Source organism: Pseudomonas sp. LARHCG127 (genome assembly GCF_052871455.1).
In genome coordinates, this window is record NZ_JBIXJT010000029.1 from 1 (window position 1) to 16034 (window position 16034).

General features: G+C 61.0%; 15 protein-coding genes. 5 read left to right on the plus strand and 10 right to left on the minus strand.

All coding sequences use genetic code 11. The annotated features are described in order from the left end of the window. Positions 1 to 379: 379 nt before the first annotated feature. From ACIPQ1_RS28060 to rplU, 6 genes are all read right to left on the minus strand, one after another. Positions 380 to 2416 carry a hypothetical protein gene (locus ACIPQ1_RS28060; RefSeq protein ID WP_446535113.1) on the minus strand — a complete coding sequence of 679 codons (2037 nt, stop codon included), beginning with the start codon at positions 2414 to 2416 and terminating at the stop codon, positions 380 to 382. A gap of 81 nt (positions 2417 to 2497) precedes the next feature. Further along, entirely contained in the window at positions 2498 to 2953 is a 456-nt protein-coding gene (locus tag ACIPQ1_RS28065) for a CreA family protein (RefSeq protein WP_003205733.1), read from the minus strand. 9 nt (positions 2954 to 2962) lie between these two features. Continuing rightward, positions 2963 to 4081 carry a glutamate 5-kinase gene (gene proB, locus ACIPQ1_RS28070; RefSeq protein WP_030140287.1) on the minus strand — a complete coding sequence of 373 codons (1119 nt, stop codon included), beginning with the start codon at positions 4079 to 4081 and terminating at the stop codon, positions 2963 to 2965. Between the two features lie 268 nt (positions 4082 to 4349). After that, entirely contained in the window at positions 4350 to 5573 is a 1224-nt protein-coding gene (gene cgtA, locus ACIPQ1_RS28075) for an Obg family GTPase CgtA (RefSeq protein ID WP_039593902.1), read from the minus strand. A gap of 190 nt (positions 5574 to 5763) precedes the next feature. Then, the gene (gene rpmA / locus ACIPQ1_RS28080; protein WP_003176049.1) at positions 5764 to 6021 is read right to left on the minus strand and encodes a 50S ribosomal protein L27; all 258 of its coding nucleotides are present in this window, start codon (positions 6019 to 6021) and stop codon (positions 5764 to 5766) included. A gap of 35 nt (positions 6022 to 6056) precedes the next feature. After that, positions 6057 to 6371 (minus strand): 50S ribosomal protein L21, encoded by a 315-nt coding sequence (rplU, locus tag ACIPQ1_RS28085; RefSeq protein ID WP_003176051.1) that lies wholly within the window; start codon positions 6369 to 6371, stop codon positions 6057 to 6059. Between the two features lie 239 nt (positions 6372 to 6610). Here rplU and ACIPQ1_RS28090 point away from each other — a divergent pair, with 239 nt between their 5' ends. The 3 genes from ACIPQ1_RS28090 to ACIPQ1_RS28100 all read left to right on the plus strand — a co-directional run bounded on the left by ACIPQ1_RS28090 (position 6611) and on the right by ACIPQ1_RS28100 (position 8619). Next, entirely contained in the window at positions 6611 to 7579 is a 969-nt protein-coding gene (locus tag ACIPQ1_RS28090) for a polyprenyl synthetase family protein (protein WP_072346139.1), read from the plus strand. Positions 7580 to 7813: 234 nt separating this feature from the next. Further along, positions 7814 to 8155 (plus strand): zinc ribbon domain-containing protein YjdM, encoded by a 342-nt coding sequence (locus ACIPQ1_RS28095; protein ID WP_139649853.1) that lies wholly within the window; start codon positions 7814 to 7816, stop codon positions 8153 to 8155. A 206-nt stretch (positions 8156 to 8361) separates the two neighbouring features. Further along, positions 8362 to 8619: a PA4570 family protein gene (locus ACIPQ1_RS28100; protein WP_003205743.1), complete on the plus strand. Its 258-nt coding sequence runs from the start codon at positions 8362 to 8364 to the stop codon at positions 8617 to 8619. A 147-nt stretch (positions 8620 to 8766) separates the two neighbouring features. Here the strand turns inward: ACIPQ1_RS28100 and ACIPQ1_RS28105 are convergent, their stop codons facing one another. From ACIPQ1_RS28105 to ACIPQ1_RS28120, 4 genes are all read right to left on the minus strand, one after another. Further along, entirely contained in the window at positions 8767 to 9384 is a 618-nt protein-coding gene (locus ACIPQ1_RS28105; protein WP_186709820.1) for an FKBP-type peptidyl-prolyl cis-trans isomerase, read from the minus strand. A 204-nt stretch (positions 9385 to 9588) separates the two neighbouring features. Beyond that, entirely contained in the window at positions 9589 to 10077 is a 489-nt protein-coding gene (locus ACIPQ1_RS28110; protein ID WP_250966034.1) for a TIGR00645 family protein, read from the minus strand. 131 nt (positions 10078 to 10208) lie between these two features. Then, positions 10209 to 10550: a PA4575 family protein gene (locus ACIPQ1_RS28115; RefSeq protein ID WP_013694243.1), complete on the minus strand. Its 342-nt coding sequence runs from the start codon at positions 10548 to 10550 to the stop codon at positions 10209 to 10211. A 329-nt stretch (positions 10551 to 10879) separates the two neighbouring features. Further along, on the minus strand, positions 10880 to 13318 hold the full coding sequence (locus ACIPQ1_RS28120; protein ID WP_446535114.1) for a Lon protease family protein: 2439 nt from the start codon (positions 13316 to 13318) through the stop codon (positions 10880 to 10882). 275 nt (positions 13319 to 13593) lie between these two features. On the opposite strand from ACIPQ1_RS28120, the gene ACIPQ1_RS28125 reads away from it, so the two are divergent. Both ACIPQ1_RS28125 and ACIPQ1_RS28130 read left to right on the plus strand, forming a co-directional pair. Then, positions 13594 to 14082: a DUF3015 domain-containing protein gene (locus ACIPQ1_RS28125; protein WP_030140293.1), complete on the plus strand. Its 489-nt coding sequence runs from the start codon at positions 13594 to 13596 to the stop codon at positions 14080 to 14082. Between the two features lie 87 nt (positions 14083 to 14169). After that, on the plus strand, positions 14170 to 16023 hold the full coding sequence (locus ACIPQ1_RS28130) for an Lnb N-terminal periplasmic domain-containing protein (RefSeq protein WP_446535115.1): 1854 nt from the start codon (positions 14170 to 14172) through the stop codon (positions 16021 to 16023). Positions 16024 to 16034: the final 11 nt, after the last annotated feature.

Consider the following 16034-nt stretch of genomic DNA (forward strand, 5'->3'; position numbering starts at 1 on the left):
CGCGAGCAGGCTCGCTCCCACACTGGAACTGCAGCGGGGCATACATCTTGTACCCACCACATTCCCCCTGTGGGAGCGAGCTTGCTCGCGATGGCGGTGGGTCAGGTAATGGAGATGCCGACTGTACTGCCGTCTTCGCGAGCAAGCTCGCTCCCACACTGGCCCCTGCAGCGGGCATACATCTTGTGCCCACCAAACTCCCCCTGTGGGAGCGAGCTTGCTCGCGATGGCGGTGGGTCAGCTAGCAGTAATATTGACTGTGCAGCCGCCTTCGCGAGCAAGCTCGCTCCCACACTCGCTCTTCAGCGGGCATAAATTTTCCACTCACCACAACCGCCCACACTGACTGGGAGGGGGAAGACCAAAAAAATCAGAATCCCTACTCGCCGAAATTGAACACCACCGGCTTCGGCGGAGGGCAACCTCCTGGTGGTGGGAAGTTCTGTACGCCCGCCTCGTCGTAGCCGGTGTAGCAGCCCACGATCTTGTCATCCTTGAAGGTCATGCGGCGCTCGACCACACCCGTCGGGTAGTAATAAACCGTCTCGCCTTCGCGCTTGGCGTACGAATAGTCCTTGTATTCGCGCCCATAGACCGTTATCAGCCGAAACCCCTGCCGGGCCTCGGAGGACTTCAACTGACCGCCGGGGTAATACTCCTTGCGAGTCACACGATCATCAGGCCCCAGCAACACCTCCCGCACATTGCGCCCATCCTGGGTATGGCGGGCACTCTGTTCGTTACCAAACAGGTAGTCACTCTCGGAATCGAAGTGGCCGTTATTGAACGCCCCGCGCTGCTTGCCGCACAGCTTGATGCGGGTGTACTGCCCATCCGGTACATGGCAATAGTTGCGGTCCGCGATCAACACCCCATTCGCGTCGAATGATTGCACGTTGCCAATGGGCTCATCCTTTTCGTACGTTGCCACCGTATCGGGCTGGCCATTGGGGTGATAGAGACGAAAGGCGCCCTCTCGCGAACCGTAACGCCAGGAGATATCCGACAGCAGCACGGCACCGTCGTCCGTGTAGGTCAGCGCCCGCCCTTCGATCTGGCCATTGGCGTAGTGAGCCGAATAGGTGAGCTTGCCATTCGCCGCATAGGTCTCTTTCAACCCATCCAGCACACCCGCTCGGTAGTGCTCGACCCGCCGCAACACCCCCGCAGCATCCACTTCTCGCAACTCGCCGTGCATCTTGTCGGCGACAAAATCCACGGTCTGGACGCCACCGCCCTCCACCTTCAATGTCCAACGCCCCTCCCGGACGCCTTGCACGTAACGCCCCTCGCCCCACGGCATTTTCCAATCCCCGTGCTGCATGCCCCCCACGAAATCGCCGCGCTGGATCACCTCGCCATGACGCACACGCTCGGAAGGCCCGTCAAAATCACCGTGTTTGTAAGTATCGAAGCCCGACATCAGCACCTCATCGTCGTACCCCTCGATCGTCCAGCGCCCCTCGTAGAAGTCATCGACAATCATGCCTTTGGAAACCGTCCCCCTATCACTGATAACCCACGGCCCCTGGCGCACCCCATCCACGTAGGCGCCGGTAGACTCGTCGCCCGACGGGCCAAACTCCTTCCACTGACCGGATTTCTTGCCCTGGACATACGAACCCAGCGCCCAGAGCTGCCTATCCCCCATGATCGCCCCCATCCCATCCTCAGAGCCTCGGTACAGCTGCGGACGGGTTTCCCAAGCCATCCGGCTGACGCTATACGCAGCCCCCACATCCTCATCCCCAGGCGACACGCGCTCATACGTCAGCGTGAGCCAGCGCCCTTCGCGCTGCTGGAAGGTCTTTTTGTAGGTATCGCGATGGGGATCCTCCGCCGGCTGCCCCGCCGAGGCCGGGACCCCGTCGACACCGAAGTAGCCCACCAGCGTACCGTCAGCGGGATTGAGCGTGTCGAATTCAACGATACCGGTCACAGGCACCACGGCGCCGTAAGCGTAAGGCGGCAACGCGCCCAGGGCCTTTTGGACAATGGCGGCATTGAGGACTTTGCGATTGGCAGCGATACGATCCAGCGCCGGCTGAAGCGTCTCGAGCCGGCGATACGTCCCGGTAGACGGCACGAATCGATAACCATGAAGGGCGTACTGCCCCTTCGCCCGGGACAGCACGACCAACGTCTGGAGATCACTGTCGAGGCTGGCGTAGAACACCGACTCGACACTGGCATCGCCATACCGGTCGAGCACCTGCGGCGCGCCATCCGGCGAATCGCACAGGCATGAGTAGCCCACGACACCTTCCGCTTCGCGGATAAACGCCAGCGTCGCCCCACTCTCCTGGGAGCTTTTTATCAGCGGATGGGCCAGGGGCTTGGCGTTATAAAACGGCTCCGCCAGGGCCCCGACGGAAACAGAACAACTCAATACAAACAGCAGCAAAAACGAACGCATACGAATCCCTTCGCGCCAAAGCACCACAACATCCATGGACATTAAAAAAGCGAGCCGACTGGCTCGCCCATCAGTCGATATTTAACGCCAAGGCAAGATCGGAATGGCGGTCACCGCATTTTGCGGACTGCCCTCGATCACCCGGTCGCTGTAGACCAGGTACACCAGCGTATTGCGCTTCTTATCGAGGAACCGCACCACCTGCATGGTCTTGAACACCAACGAAGTGCGTTCGCGGAACACCTCTTCGCCGTCCTTGAGCTCACCCTTGAAGCTGATAGGCCCGACCTGGCGACAGGCGATGGACGCCTCGGCGCGATCCTCGGCCAGGCCCAAGCCGCCTTTTACACCCCCAGTCTTGGCTCGCGACAAGTAGCAGGTCACGCCATCCACCTTAGGATCGTCGAACGCCTCGACCACAATCCGGTCATTCGGCCCGACGAACTTGAACACGGTGGACACCTGACCGATTTCTTCGGCCGAAGCCAGCAGCGGCACGGCCAGCAGCAAGCCGATCAATCCTTTTGCCAAACCCATGATTTTTCCTTAGACGAGGATCAGGTTGTCACGGTGAACCAGTTCGGGCTCCGCCATGTAACCCAACAGACCGACAATCGCATCAGACGACTGACCGATGATTTTCTGCGCTTCCAGCGCGCTGTAGTTAGCCAGGCCGCGAGCGATCTCACGACCGTCCGGCGCCACGCAAACGACCATTTCGCCCCGGCGGAAACTGCCCTGGACCAGCTTCACGCCCACCGGCAGCAGGCTCTTGTTGCCCTGGGACAGGGCCGATACGGCACCGGCGTCCAGCACCAGCGTGCCACGGGTTTGCAGATGCCCAGCCAGCCACTGCTTGCGCGCCGCCAGCATGCCGCGCTCCGGGGAGAGCAAGGTGCCAATGCGTTCGCCCGACTTCAGACGATCCAGCACCCGCTCCAAGCGCCCGCCGACAATGATGGTGTGAGCGCCGGAGCGCGCCGCCAGACGCGCCGCACGCAGCTTGGTCTGCATGCCGCCACGACCCAGCGCACCGCCAGTGCCGCCCGCCACCGCATCCAGCGCCGGGTCGTCGGCACGGGCTTCGTAGATCAGCTTGGCATCGGGGTTGTTGCGCGGATCGGCATCGAACATGCCGTCGCGATCCGTGAGGATCACCAGCAGGTCCGCCTCCACCAGGTTCGCCACCAGCGCGGCCAGGGTGTCGTTATCGCCGAAACGGATCTCGTCGGTGACCACCGTGTCGTTTTCGTTGATCACCGGGATGACTTTCAGCTCCACCAGCGCCCGCAAGGTACTGCGGGCATTGAGGTAGCGCTTGCGGTCGGACAGGTCGTCATGGGTCAGCAGGATCTGCGCCGTATGGCGGCCATGCTCGGCAAAGCTCGACTCCCAGGCCTGCACCAGGCCCATCTGGCCGATGGCGGCGGCAGCCTGCAGCTCATGCATCGCGCTGGGTCGCGACGTCCAGCCCAGGCGGCTCATACCGGCAGCCACAGCCCCGGAAGAGACCAATACCAGCTCGACGCCAGCCTCATGCAAGGCCACCATCTGCTCGACCCACACCGCCATCGCCTGGCGATCCAGGCCTTTGCCATCCGCTGTCAGCAGTGCACTGCCGATCTTCACGACCCAGCGCTGCGCACCCGTCACCTTGCTCCGCATCATCTTCAACCTTTGCCAGCGAACGGCGCGACCCAGCGCCGCCCATGGGATTATTCGTATTTGCGTTTTACAGATACCAAAACGCCGCTCGAATGAGCGGCGCCTTGGAAACCGGCTTGCCAGCGATGATAACACTGCGCCGAAACACTTGAACCTGTGGGAGCGAGCTTGCTCGCGATTGCAGGGGGTCAGCAATATTGATACCGGCTGTCACACCGCTATCGCGAGCAAGCTCGCTCCCACAGGTCCTGGTTTCAACTGAGTAGCATCAGTCGCGAACGTAGATGATTTCCGGACCGTCCTCGTCATCCACATCCTCTTCGTCCCAATCGTCGTCACCGATGTCATGGACCGACTTGACGCCGCTGCGGCGCAAGGCACGCTGGTCGTCCAGCGCTTGCAACTGGGCACGGGCCTCGTCTTCGATACGTTGATCGAGCTCGGCCAGCTCTTCCTTGTAGGCCGGGTCGTTGGCCAGGCGGTCGGCACGATCTTCCAGGTACCGCATGATGTCGTGGCACAGGCGCTCGGTGTTTTCCTTGGCGATGGCAGAGATCACGTAGACCGGACCTTCCCACTCCAGGCGATCGACGATTTCCTTGACCCGCTCCTCATGCTCTTCTTCAAGGATCTGGTCACACTTGTTCAGCACCAGCCAACGGTCGCGCTCGGCTAGGGCCGGACTGAACTTGGTCAGCTCGTTGACGATGACTTCGGCAGCATCGGCAGCACTGGTTTCATCCAGCGGCGCCATGTCGACGAGGTGCAGCAACAAACGGGTACGGGACAAGTGCTTGAGGAAACGAATCCCCAGGCCGGCGCCCTCGGAAGCCCCTTCGATCAACCCCGGAATGTCGGCGATCACGAAGCTCTTCCAGCGGTCGACACTGACCACGCCCAGGTTCGGCACCAGGGTGGTGAACGGGTAGTCGGCCACTTTCGGCTTGGCGGCGGATACCGAGCGAATGAAGGTACTTTTACCGGCGTTCGGCAGGCCCAGCAGGCCCACATCGGCCAGCACTTTCATTTCCAGCTTAAGGTCACGCTGCTCGCCCGGCTTGCCTGGCGTGGTCTGGCGCGGCGCGCGGTTGGTACTGGATTTGAAACGGGTGTTGCCCAGGCCGTGCCAACCGCCATGGGCGACCAGCAGACGCTGGCCGGCCTTGGTCAGGTCGCCGATCACTTCCTGGGTGGCCGAATCGATCACCGTGGTGCCAACCGGCACGCGCAGGATCAGGTCTTCGCCCTTCTTGCCGGTGCAGTCGGTGCTGCCGCCGTTGGAGCCACGCTCGGCATCGAAGTGCCGGGTGTAACGGTAGTCCACCAGGGTGTTGAGGTTTTCGTCGGCGAGCATGTAGATCGAGCCGCCGTCACCCCCGTCACCACCGTTCGGACCACCGTTTTCAATGAACTTTTCCCGACGGAAACTCATGCAACCATTGCCGCCGTCGCCAGCCTTCACTCGAATCGATACTTCATCAACAAACTTCATGACACACGCCTCTCGCCATACGGACGAGCCAAAAAAACAAGACATAAGACTCTTGCAAAAATGAGCGCAGCGACCTGATGACACGCCCCAACCGCAGCGCCGACAGCCCATACAAACAGTTTTGCAAGAGACTCACCCCACAAACGAAAAAGCCCCGTCGCAAGACAGGGCTTTTCCAGCGATCTCGCAATTAAGCTGCGACAACGCTCACGTAACGGCGGTTGAACGCGCCCTTTACTTCGAACTTGATCACGCCTTCGATTTTCGCGAAGAGGGTGTGATCCTTACCCATGCCAACACCGTAACCGGCGTGGAATTGGGTGCCGCGCTGACGCACGATGATGTTGCCCGGAATGATTTTCTGGCCGCCATACATCTTCACGCCAAGGCGTTTGGCTTCTGAGTCGCGACCGTTACGGGTACTACCACCAGCTTTTTTGTGTGCCATGAGTTCAATTCTCCTAGTGAGGAATTAGGCTGAAATTAAGCCTGAATACCGGTGATTTTGATCTCGGTGTACCACTGGCGGTGGCCCATACGCTTCATGTGGTGCTTACGACGACGGAACTTGATGATGCGGACTTTATCGTGACGACCTTGGGAGATCACTTCAGCCACAACGGTAGCGCCAGCAACGACTGGAGCGCCGATATTCACGTCATCGCCATTGGCGACCAACAGAACGCGATCAAAAGTCACGGATTCGCCGGTAGCGATTTCCAGTTTTTCGATCTTCAGGTATTCACCTGGGGCGACCTTGTATTGCTTGCCACCAGTAACAATTACTGCGTACGACATGGTATTTCTCCGATAATCCTGCTCACCCAGCGCTTTATAAGAAGAGGTATTGGCTGGCATGGCTGCATGGGCTGGAAGGCCCGGATGCAATTGCGTAAGGCAGGTGCTGCCCAGGAAGTTCAGGGTGCGCGATTGTACGCAAGCCGGTCGAGCCTTGCAAGTGGCCGTCTATCGCGCCTTGACAGGCCTGGACGTGGGTCCTAGCATGCCGCGCAACCCTTCTGGAGCGCCTGTCGCTGATGCAACCCCAAGCTTTCTACCGCGCAGTGGCGGACGATTTTAGTGCCGTCGACGGCATCATCAAGAAGCAGCTGACTTCCCGAGTGCCGCTGGTATCGAAAATCGGCGACTACATCACTTCGGCCGGCGGCAAACGCCTGCGTCCTTTATTGGTACTGCTGTGCGGCAAGGCCTTGGGTCGCGAAGGCGACGACATGCGCCTGCTGGCCGCCACCATCGAATTCCTGCACACCGCGACCCTGCTGCATGACGACGTGGTCGACATGTCCGGCATGCGCCGTGGCCGTTCGACCGCCAACGCCATGTGGGGCAACGCCCCGAGCGTGCTGGTGGGCGACTTCCTGTATTCGCGCTCGTTCGAGATGATGGTCGAGCTGGGCTCGATGCCGGTGATGAAGATCCTGTCCCAGGCCACGCGCATCATCGCCGAAGGCGAAGTGCTGCAGCTGTCCAAGGTACGCGATGCCAGCACCACGGAAGAAACCTACATGGAAGTCATCCGCGGCAAGACCGCGATGCTCTTCGAAGCCTCGACCCACAGCGCAGCGGCCCTGGCCGGTGCCAGCGCCGAGCAGAGCGAAGCGCTGCGCACCTTCGGCGACCACCTGGGCGTGGCCTTCCAGTTGGTGGACGACCTGCTGGACTACAAGGGCGACGCCGAGACCCTGGGCAAGAACGTTGGCGACGACCTGGCCGAAGGCAAGCCGACCCTGCCGCTGATCTACACCATGCGCGAGGGCACGCCGGAACAGGCGGCGCTGGTACGCCAGGCGATCCAGAAAGGCGGGATCGAAGACCTCGAAAGCATCCGTGTCGCGGTCGAAGCCTCCGGCTCGCTGGAATACACTGCGAAACTGGCCCGGGACTACGTCGCCCGCGCAATCAAATGCCTCGATGCCCTGCCAGCCAGCGAATACCGCGATGCGCTGGTGGAACTGAGCGAATTTGCGGTCGCCCGTACGCACTGATCGCATGAAAACGGCGAGCTTTTGTGGCGAGGGAGCTTGCTCCCGCTCGGCGGCGCAGCCGTCGTAAAACCGGCTGACGCGATCCAACTGAATGATCGCAGCAATCCAATTGGGGCGGCTTCGCAGCCCAGCGGGAGCAAGCTCCCTCGCCACAAAAGCCCCGCATCACCCATCTCGTAACAAAACCCTATACAATGTGCGCCCTTTTGCCCTCCTGATACCCAAGGAACCTTAGTGAGCACGTTGCCTCCCTGCCCGAAATGCAATTCCGAATACACCTACGAAGACGGCACCCAACTGGTCTGCCCGGAGTGTGCCCACGAGTGGTCCGCCAGCGGCGAAGTTGAAGCGGCGTCCGACGACACTGTGAAGAAAGATTCGGTCGGCAACGTCCTGCAGGACGGCGACACCATCACCGTGATCAAGGACCTCAAGGTCAAGGGCACCTCACTGGTGGTCAAGGTCGGCACCAAGGTCAAGAACATCCGCCTGTGCGACGGCGACCACGACATCGACTGCAAGATTGACGGCATCGGCCCGATGAAACTCAAATCCGAGTTCGTCAGAAAAGTCTGATCCTGCTGTATTCCATCCCATGCCCCGCGTGTGGGATGGCGCTTGACCCTCCCCCGCTTCAGCCCTATTTCCCGGGCGTTAGCCATGTGCCAGCCGTCTTGAGCTACCACAACCCATCGTCAGAAAAACAATCGGAACACCAATAGAGACTTGCTATTTAGCGAATAAGAATTATTCTCATCGAACCCATCAAGGAGATGAGAACCATGACTTATTTGATCGATGCCTGGCTGGACCGCCCACATCCCTACCTCAGGATCCTGCATCGGGAAACCGGGGAAGTCTGTGCGGTGCTTGAAGAAGAAGCCTTGAATGAGCTGCAGGACCAAGGAGACCTCGACCTCAACAGCCTCAATTCCAGTGAGCCACTGGTGCTCAAGGAGCTGGTGCGCAATCTGTTCCTGTTCTGCTATGCCCGGGCGTTGCGCCCGACGGGTGATTTCAGCGGCAGGTTCCACGGATGAGCATAAATAACCTGTGGGAGAACCTGTGGGAGCGAGCTTGCTCGCGATGGCGGTGCGTCAGCAACGAGGATGTCGACTGACTATCCGCTTTCGCGAGCAAGCTCGCTCCCACAGTTTTTTGTCCGGCTGTAAAAACCGGACAGGGTCTTACAGGACGTCCAACAACTCGACGTCGAACACCAGCACGCTGTGCGGTGGAATGCTGCCAACGCCTTGAGCGCCGTAGGCCAGTTCGCTCGGCACGTACAGGCGCCATTTGCTGCCGGCGTTCATCAGTTGCAGGGCTTCGGTCCAGCCTGGGATCACGCCGCCTACCGGGAATTCGGCTGGCTGGCCACGATCGTAGGAGCTGTCGAACACGGTGCCGTCGATCAGGGTGCCGTGGTAGTGGGTACGCACCTGGTCTTCACGGGTCGGCTTGGCGCCTTCACCCTGGGTCAGCACTTCGAATTGCAGGCCGGAAGCCAGGGTGGTGATGCCTTCACGCTTGGCGTTTTCCGCCAGGAACGCGCGGCCTTCGCCAGCAGCGGCTTCAGCCTTGGCGGCTGCTTCGGCTTGCATGATTTCACGAATGACCTTGAAGCTGGCAGACATCTCGTCCTGGCCCACACGGCTTGGCTTGCCGGCGAACGCGTCAGTCAGGCCGGCCAGGATCGCGTCCAGGTTGACACCCGGTGGCGGGTTGTCGCGCAGTTGGTCGCCCAACTGACGGCCGATGCCGTAGCTGACGCGGGTTTCGTCGGTGGACAGGTTAACTTCGGACATGATGCTGCTCCGCTGTGCGGACGGCTCGAGAAGTTGCCGTGTGTGCCACAGCGCATCCCGGAGCGCCCGGAACCAAAAGGGCGAGCAGACTAGCACAGATGCCACGGCGGGTGACGAGCCCTCGCGCCAAAGTGCGGCGCCGGAAACGACAACGCCCGCCTGTGGCTCTACAGGCGGGCGTAGCATCAGCGCGGTCGACAGACCTCAGTGCTTGGTCAGTTTGTCCAGGTAGCCCATGGCAAACGCCGAGACCACGAAGGTCATGTGGATAATCACGTACCACATCAGGTGGTCGGGATCGACGTTCTTGGCGTCCATGAAGATGCGCAGCAGGTGGATGGACGAGATGGCCACGATCGAGGCGGCGACCTTCATCTTCAGCGACGAAGAGTCCATGGTGCCCAGCCAGTTGAGCTTTTCCTTGTCGTCGGCGATATCCAGCTGCGAAACGAAGTTCTCGTAGCCGGAAATCATCACCATCACCAGCAGGCCGCCCACCAGCGCCATGTCGATCAACGACAGCAGCACCAGGATCAGATCGGACTCGGCCATGGAAAACACGTTGGGGATGACGTGGAAGACTTCCTGGAAGAATTTCAACGCCAAGGCCAGCAGGCCGAGGGACAGCCCGAAGTAGATCGGCGCCAGCAGCCAACGGGAGGCGTACATTGCGTTTTCGATAAAGCGTTCCATTGAATCTCACACCTGGGCTGAAAAATCGCGGCGAGTATATCAGCCATGACCAGCCCCACAAATGCCGGGCCCCTCCCTGGTCCCCGCCTTGTGTCAAAACTTTACTGCCACTGCCCGTGCGGTGCCAGCTTTCAATGCAGCGGACGAAACTCGAAGCCGCCGACGTTGCGACAACGGCCTCCATTGATTTCACGCAGTTGGGCCTGCATGTGCAAGGACCAGATCTGCGGGTCATCGGCCAGCTCATAGCCGTGCAAGGTCAGGCTTTGCACGATGGTATCGAGGATGGATTCGGCGGCAGTCGGGCCGGGGAATGGCCCTTGGGCCTTGATGGCGGAGGGTTGTTCGCCCGCCATTCCGGCGGCGAAGAGCAAGGTCCACATACCGGTATCTCCCGCCAGCGGGCGGATGGCGCATTCGATACGGGTGACAAGGCCCAGGCATTGACGAGTGAGGCAAAGGTTGCGCGACATGGCGGCGCCCCTCGGTAGATCCGGTATTCAGTCTCGGGAGGAGACTGTTTCGATCCAATGATGACTCTCGTTATCCTTGAGCTGAGGATAGAAGAAAAGTTCCGGCCCCACGGTTTTTCGAGACCAGAATGCGCCGAGCGGTCACAGTGTGAATATTGACGCCAAAGTGGTGGCGCTTTTTAGCGATAATCCACAAAACAGTGTGGGAGCGAGCTTGCTCGCGATAGCGGTGTGACAGTCGAGAAAACCATGACTGAAACTCCGCTATCGCGAGCAAGCTCGCTCCCACAGTGGACTTCTACAGACGTCTTGCGGCCCTCAGGAAAATATCAAGCCGGCTTGGCCTCCGCCAAGGCCTGCTGTGCCAGTTCCTTTTCCGCTTCCTTGATGTCGTCTTCGCTGATCATCTCCGCGATCACCCGCAGCCGCTCCACCACCCGGGCGTTGACGCTGCCCTCCGGGAACTCACCGTTTTCATCCGGCTCGCCGGCAGGCTCGCCCACCAGCAGGCTCAGGGCTTCGTCGGCCTGGCGCACCGCATAGACGTGGAATTGCCCGGCGCGCACGGCGGCCAGCACTTTCTCGTCGAGCATCAGGGTCGCGACGTTAGCCTGGGGAATGATCGCCCCTTGCTCACCGGTCAACCCCCGGGCTTCGCAGAGGCGGAAGAAGCCTTCGATCTTCTCGTTGACCCCGCCCACCGCCTGCACTTCACCAAACTGGTTGATCGAGCCGGTGATGGCGAAGCACTGCTTCAACGGCGTCTTCGACAGGGCCGAGATCAGCGTGCACGCCTCGCCCAGGGACGCACTGTCGCCGTCCACATAACCGTAGGATTGCTCCAGGGCGATGCTGGCCGAGATCGCCAGCGGGAATTCCTGGGCATAACGACTGCCCAGGTAACCGGTGAGGATCATCACGCCTTTGGAGTGGATCGGCTGGCCAAGGTTGACCTCCCGCTCGATGTCGACGATGCCACTGCCGCCCGGGTACACCGTGGCGGAAATCCGTGCCGGCACGCCAAACGCCGAGTCGCCGACCTCGAGCACCGTCAGTCCGTTGCATTTGCCCACCGCCGCACCTGCGGTGTCGATCAGGATGATCCCGGCCAGCATGTCGTCGAGGATCCGCGCCGAGACACGCCCGGTGCGGGTGGCCTTGGCCTTGAGCGCACGTTCGATGTGGCCGGCGTCGGTCATTTCGTCACTGGCCAGTTGGCGAATGAAATCCGCCTCGCTGACCAGTTGAAATAAATCACCGATGCGCGCCGACAAACGCCCCTGGTGTTCGGCCAGGCGGGCGCTGTAGGTCGCCAGGCGCGCCACCGCGTCGGCGGTCAGGGGCGCCATGCCTTCTTCCGAAGTGCGGGTCTTGAGCAACTGGGCGAACTGCTCCAGGCTCTCGTCGCCCATCGGGATGTCTTCGTCGAAATCCACCAGCACGCGAAACATTTCCTGGAAGTCCGAATCCAGGTCCTGCAAGGCGTAATAGAGCTGGCGGGCGCCGATGATCACGACCTTGACCTGCAACGGGATGTGTTGCGGCGTCAGGGTCACCGTGGCCAGGCGTCCCATTTCACCCAGGGGCGATTCCATCTTCAGCTTGCGCGACTGCAGGGCGCGCTTGAGCGCATCCCATACGAACGGTTCGCTGAGCATTTTTTCCGCTTCCAGGATCAGGAAGCCACCATTGGCCCGGTGCAAGGCACCCGGACGCAGTTGCCGGTAGGTGGTGTAGAGCGCGCCCTGGTCCGTGCTGTATTCGATCCGGCCGAACAGGTTGTCGTAGGTCGGGTGCGGCTCGAACACCACCGGCGCGCCACCGCTGGACGGATGCCCGACCACCAGGCTCGGGGCGTATTGTTCCTCCAGCAGTTTGCGGGCGATGGCGTCGCTCTTGCTGTCGTCCACCAGTTGCTCGACCACGGTCTTGAGCAGATACACCTGCATGGCTTGCAGGTAACCACAGACCGCGGCGTTCTCCGCGTATTTTTCCGACAGCGGCGCCAGCAACGGTTGCAGGGCCAGGGTGATGGTTTCTTCGTTGAGGTGGCGCAGCTGGTTGCTGGACTCGCGCTTCCATTGCGGCAGGCTGGCGAGCTCTTCGTTCAAGCGCTCCTCAAGGCCGGAGATGTCCTCGTGGAAACGCTCGCGCTCGGCTTCCGGCAACTGGGCGAACTCCGCCTCGTCCAGGGCCTTGCCTTCGCTCATCGGCGTGAAGGCGATGTTGCTGCTGTCACGGTACAGCGCGACGTCCTTCTCCAGCGCCAGGCGCTCGATCACATCCAGGGCGCGGTCGTAGCGCTGGTTGAAGGCGCGGTCGATGGCGCTTTTCTTCTGCTGGTAGGACGGGTGTTCGAACACCGCCGGAAAGGTCGCCAGCAGGTTGTCGATCAAGCCGTTGATGTCACCGATGAACGCACCCGCCGTGCCCGACGGCAGTTCCAGGGCGCGGGGTTCGCGGGGCTCATCGAAATTGTTGACGTAGACCCAGTCCGCCGGGGTCTGCAGGCGCTTGCCTTCGGCCTTGAGGTAGCGTTTGACGAACGAGAACCGGCCGGTGCCGGGCTCGCCCATGACAAATACGTTGTAACCGGGGCGTGGCATGGCCACGCCAAACTGCAAGGCTTCGACCGCACGTTCCTGGCCAAGCACACCGCGGAAGGGCTCCAGATCATTGGTGGTAGAGAAGCTGAACTGTTCAGCGGAAAACGGACGGGTCAGCGCTTCGGGCGCTAGACGCAAGCTGGCAGCAACAGGATCAGGCATCGGGCTTCCTTACATCAGGCGGGGCAGATAGCGGCATTCTGGCGCTGCCTGTACCTGACTGGCAAGGAGCGCCTCTGACCAAAGCATAGCCAACGGCAAAACCCCGGGCCGGGCCCCGTAAAACGGCGATCACATGTAATGTTTTTGCAAAATGTCACGGAACCCTCGGATCGTGCCTAAACTCCAAACTGCGCGGCTGGAACAATAACCGGCCCACTGGCTGCTGTAGGGGCCAGACCCTGTCCATCGGTATGCACATAAAAGAGAACATAGCTATGAAACGGATTCTTCTCGGTACTCTCTTCACCGCTGTATCCATCAACGCCATGGCTCAGGCGCCGGGCGGTCCGGATTGCGGCTGGGGCAACATGCTGTTCGAAGGTCAGCGTGGCACTCCGGCACACTTCCTGGCATCCACCACCAACGGCACGTCCGGTAACGCAACCTTCGGCATGACCTCCGGCACCAACGGCTGCTCGACCAACGCGGCACTGACCTACGGCGGCAAGTCCTGGCTGGCCATGAATGGGATGATGAACGAGCTGTCCGAAGACATGGCCAAGGGTCAGGGCGAAGCGCTGACCACCTACGCCGTGGTACTGGGCGTGGCGCCGGAAGACCGCGCGCACTTCTCCGCTGTGACCCACGAGCACTTCCAGCAGATCTTCAGCAAAGCTGACGTAACTGCCGAAGACGTGCATACCAACACCCTGGCCGTGCTGAAAAACGACCCACGCCTGGCCAAGTACGCCACTCAAGCTTAAGCTCGGCAGCACTCGCTCCTCTCGGGGAGCGGGTTTTCTTTTTGGGGCCCTTCGGTCTTTATTTTTCGACTTTCCAAGTAGCCGACTATGCTCAAACGCCTTGCCTGGCTGGCGCTCTGTGTGTGCGCCCCGCTGTCCGCCGCACCTCATGTCGACCCTCAACGTTTGCAGCAACTGGCCAACGACCCCTTCTGGATTTCCCTGGGCCACTACGAAACCGCCAAGCTCGGCGGTTGGCGCAGCTATATCAGCGAGAAAAAATTCTTCCTCGCCCCCGATGGCAACGAACATCCCGACCGTGAACTGACCGCCACGCTGCAAGCCTTGTATGGCCCAGCCAACGCCGGCCAGCAACATGCCCAGTGCGTCTACCCGGCGCGAACCCGCTGGCTGAAGGCGCAGCTCAACCTGGCAGACCTGCCGGCAGTCGATTGCCGCGACTTCACCCAATGGTTCAAGGACGTGGCGCCCCACAGCGCGGTGATGATTTTCCCGGCCGCGTACCTGAACAGCCCGTCCTCGATGTTCGGCCACACCCTGTTGCGCATCGACCAGGCCGACGTGCAAAGCGACAAGACTGCCCTGCTCAGCTACGCAATCAACTTCGGCGCCTACATCGAAGGTTCCGACAATAGCCTCCTCTATGCCTGGAAAGGCCTGATGGGCGGTTACCCCGGCCTGTTCGCCCTGGTGCCATATCAGGAAAAACTCTCCGAGTACCGTAGCCTGGAGAACCGCGACCTGTGGGAATACCGCCTCAACCTGAGCCAGGCGGAAACCGAGCGCATGGTCGAGCATGTCTGGGAACTCAAGCAGATCCAGTTCGACTATTTCTTCTTCGACGAAAACTGCTCCTATCGCCTGCTCGAGTTGTTGCAAGTGGCCCGCCCCAGCCTGCGCCTGACCGAACAATTCCCGCTGACGGCGATTCCCACCGACACCGTCAAGGCGGTGAAGGAAGCCGGCCTGGTGGAAAGCATCCAGTATCGACCGTCCCGGGAACGGGAACTGCTCAGCCGCGCCGAACCGCTCAACGATGATGAGCAGCAATGGGTACTGAAGGTCAGCGCCGACCAGCAGCAGTTGCAAACGCCGGCCTTCAAGGCGCTGCCGCGTGAGCGCCAGGCGCTGATCATCGATGCGGCCTATCGCCTGGAGCGCTATCGCGCCAACGGCCAGGAACGTGATCCGCAACGGGCCCAACGCAGCTTCGAGCTGTTGCGGGCGATCAACCAGAACCCCGCGCCGGAACTCGAGATCCCGCAACCGGGCCTGCCCGAGGACGGTCATCAATCGCGCACCTGGCAGGCCGGCCTCGGCACGCGGGGCGACCGGGCATTCGGCGAATATGGCTTGCGCATGGCCTATCACGACCTCAACGACAATGCCGAAAGCTTTCCGTTGGGGGCACAGATCGAAATCCTCCAATTGAAGCTGCGCCAGTACGAGGGCAACGACTGGCAGGTGCAGCAACTGGACCTGGCGACCATTCGCTCCCTGACCCCACGCAACGAGTTGCTACAGCCGCTGTCCTGGCAGGTCACCGGCGGCCTGGAGCGGGTGCCGGGCAAACACGACGATGAAACCCTGGTCAGCCACGTCAACGGCGGCGCAGGCGGCACCTGGGCGCTGGGCGACGATGTGCTGGGCTTTGCCCTGGGCACGGTGCGGGTGGAACACAACAACGATTTCGCCCAGTTCATCGCCCCGGCCGCCGGTTTCAACAGCGGTGTGCTGTGGAAAAACCCACTGGGCAACCTGAGCCTGGAAGCCAAGGGCGATTATTTCGTCAACGGCGAAGTGCGCCGTAGCCTGAGCCTCAATCAGCAATGGGAACTGTCCCGCAACCTCGGCCTGCGCCTGAGTGCCCAACGGGAGTTCAGCCAATTGGCCTCGCCGGAGAACGAGGTGATGCTTGAGGTGAAGTGGTATCACTACTGACCTTGGCCTGC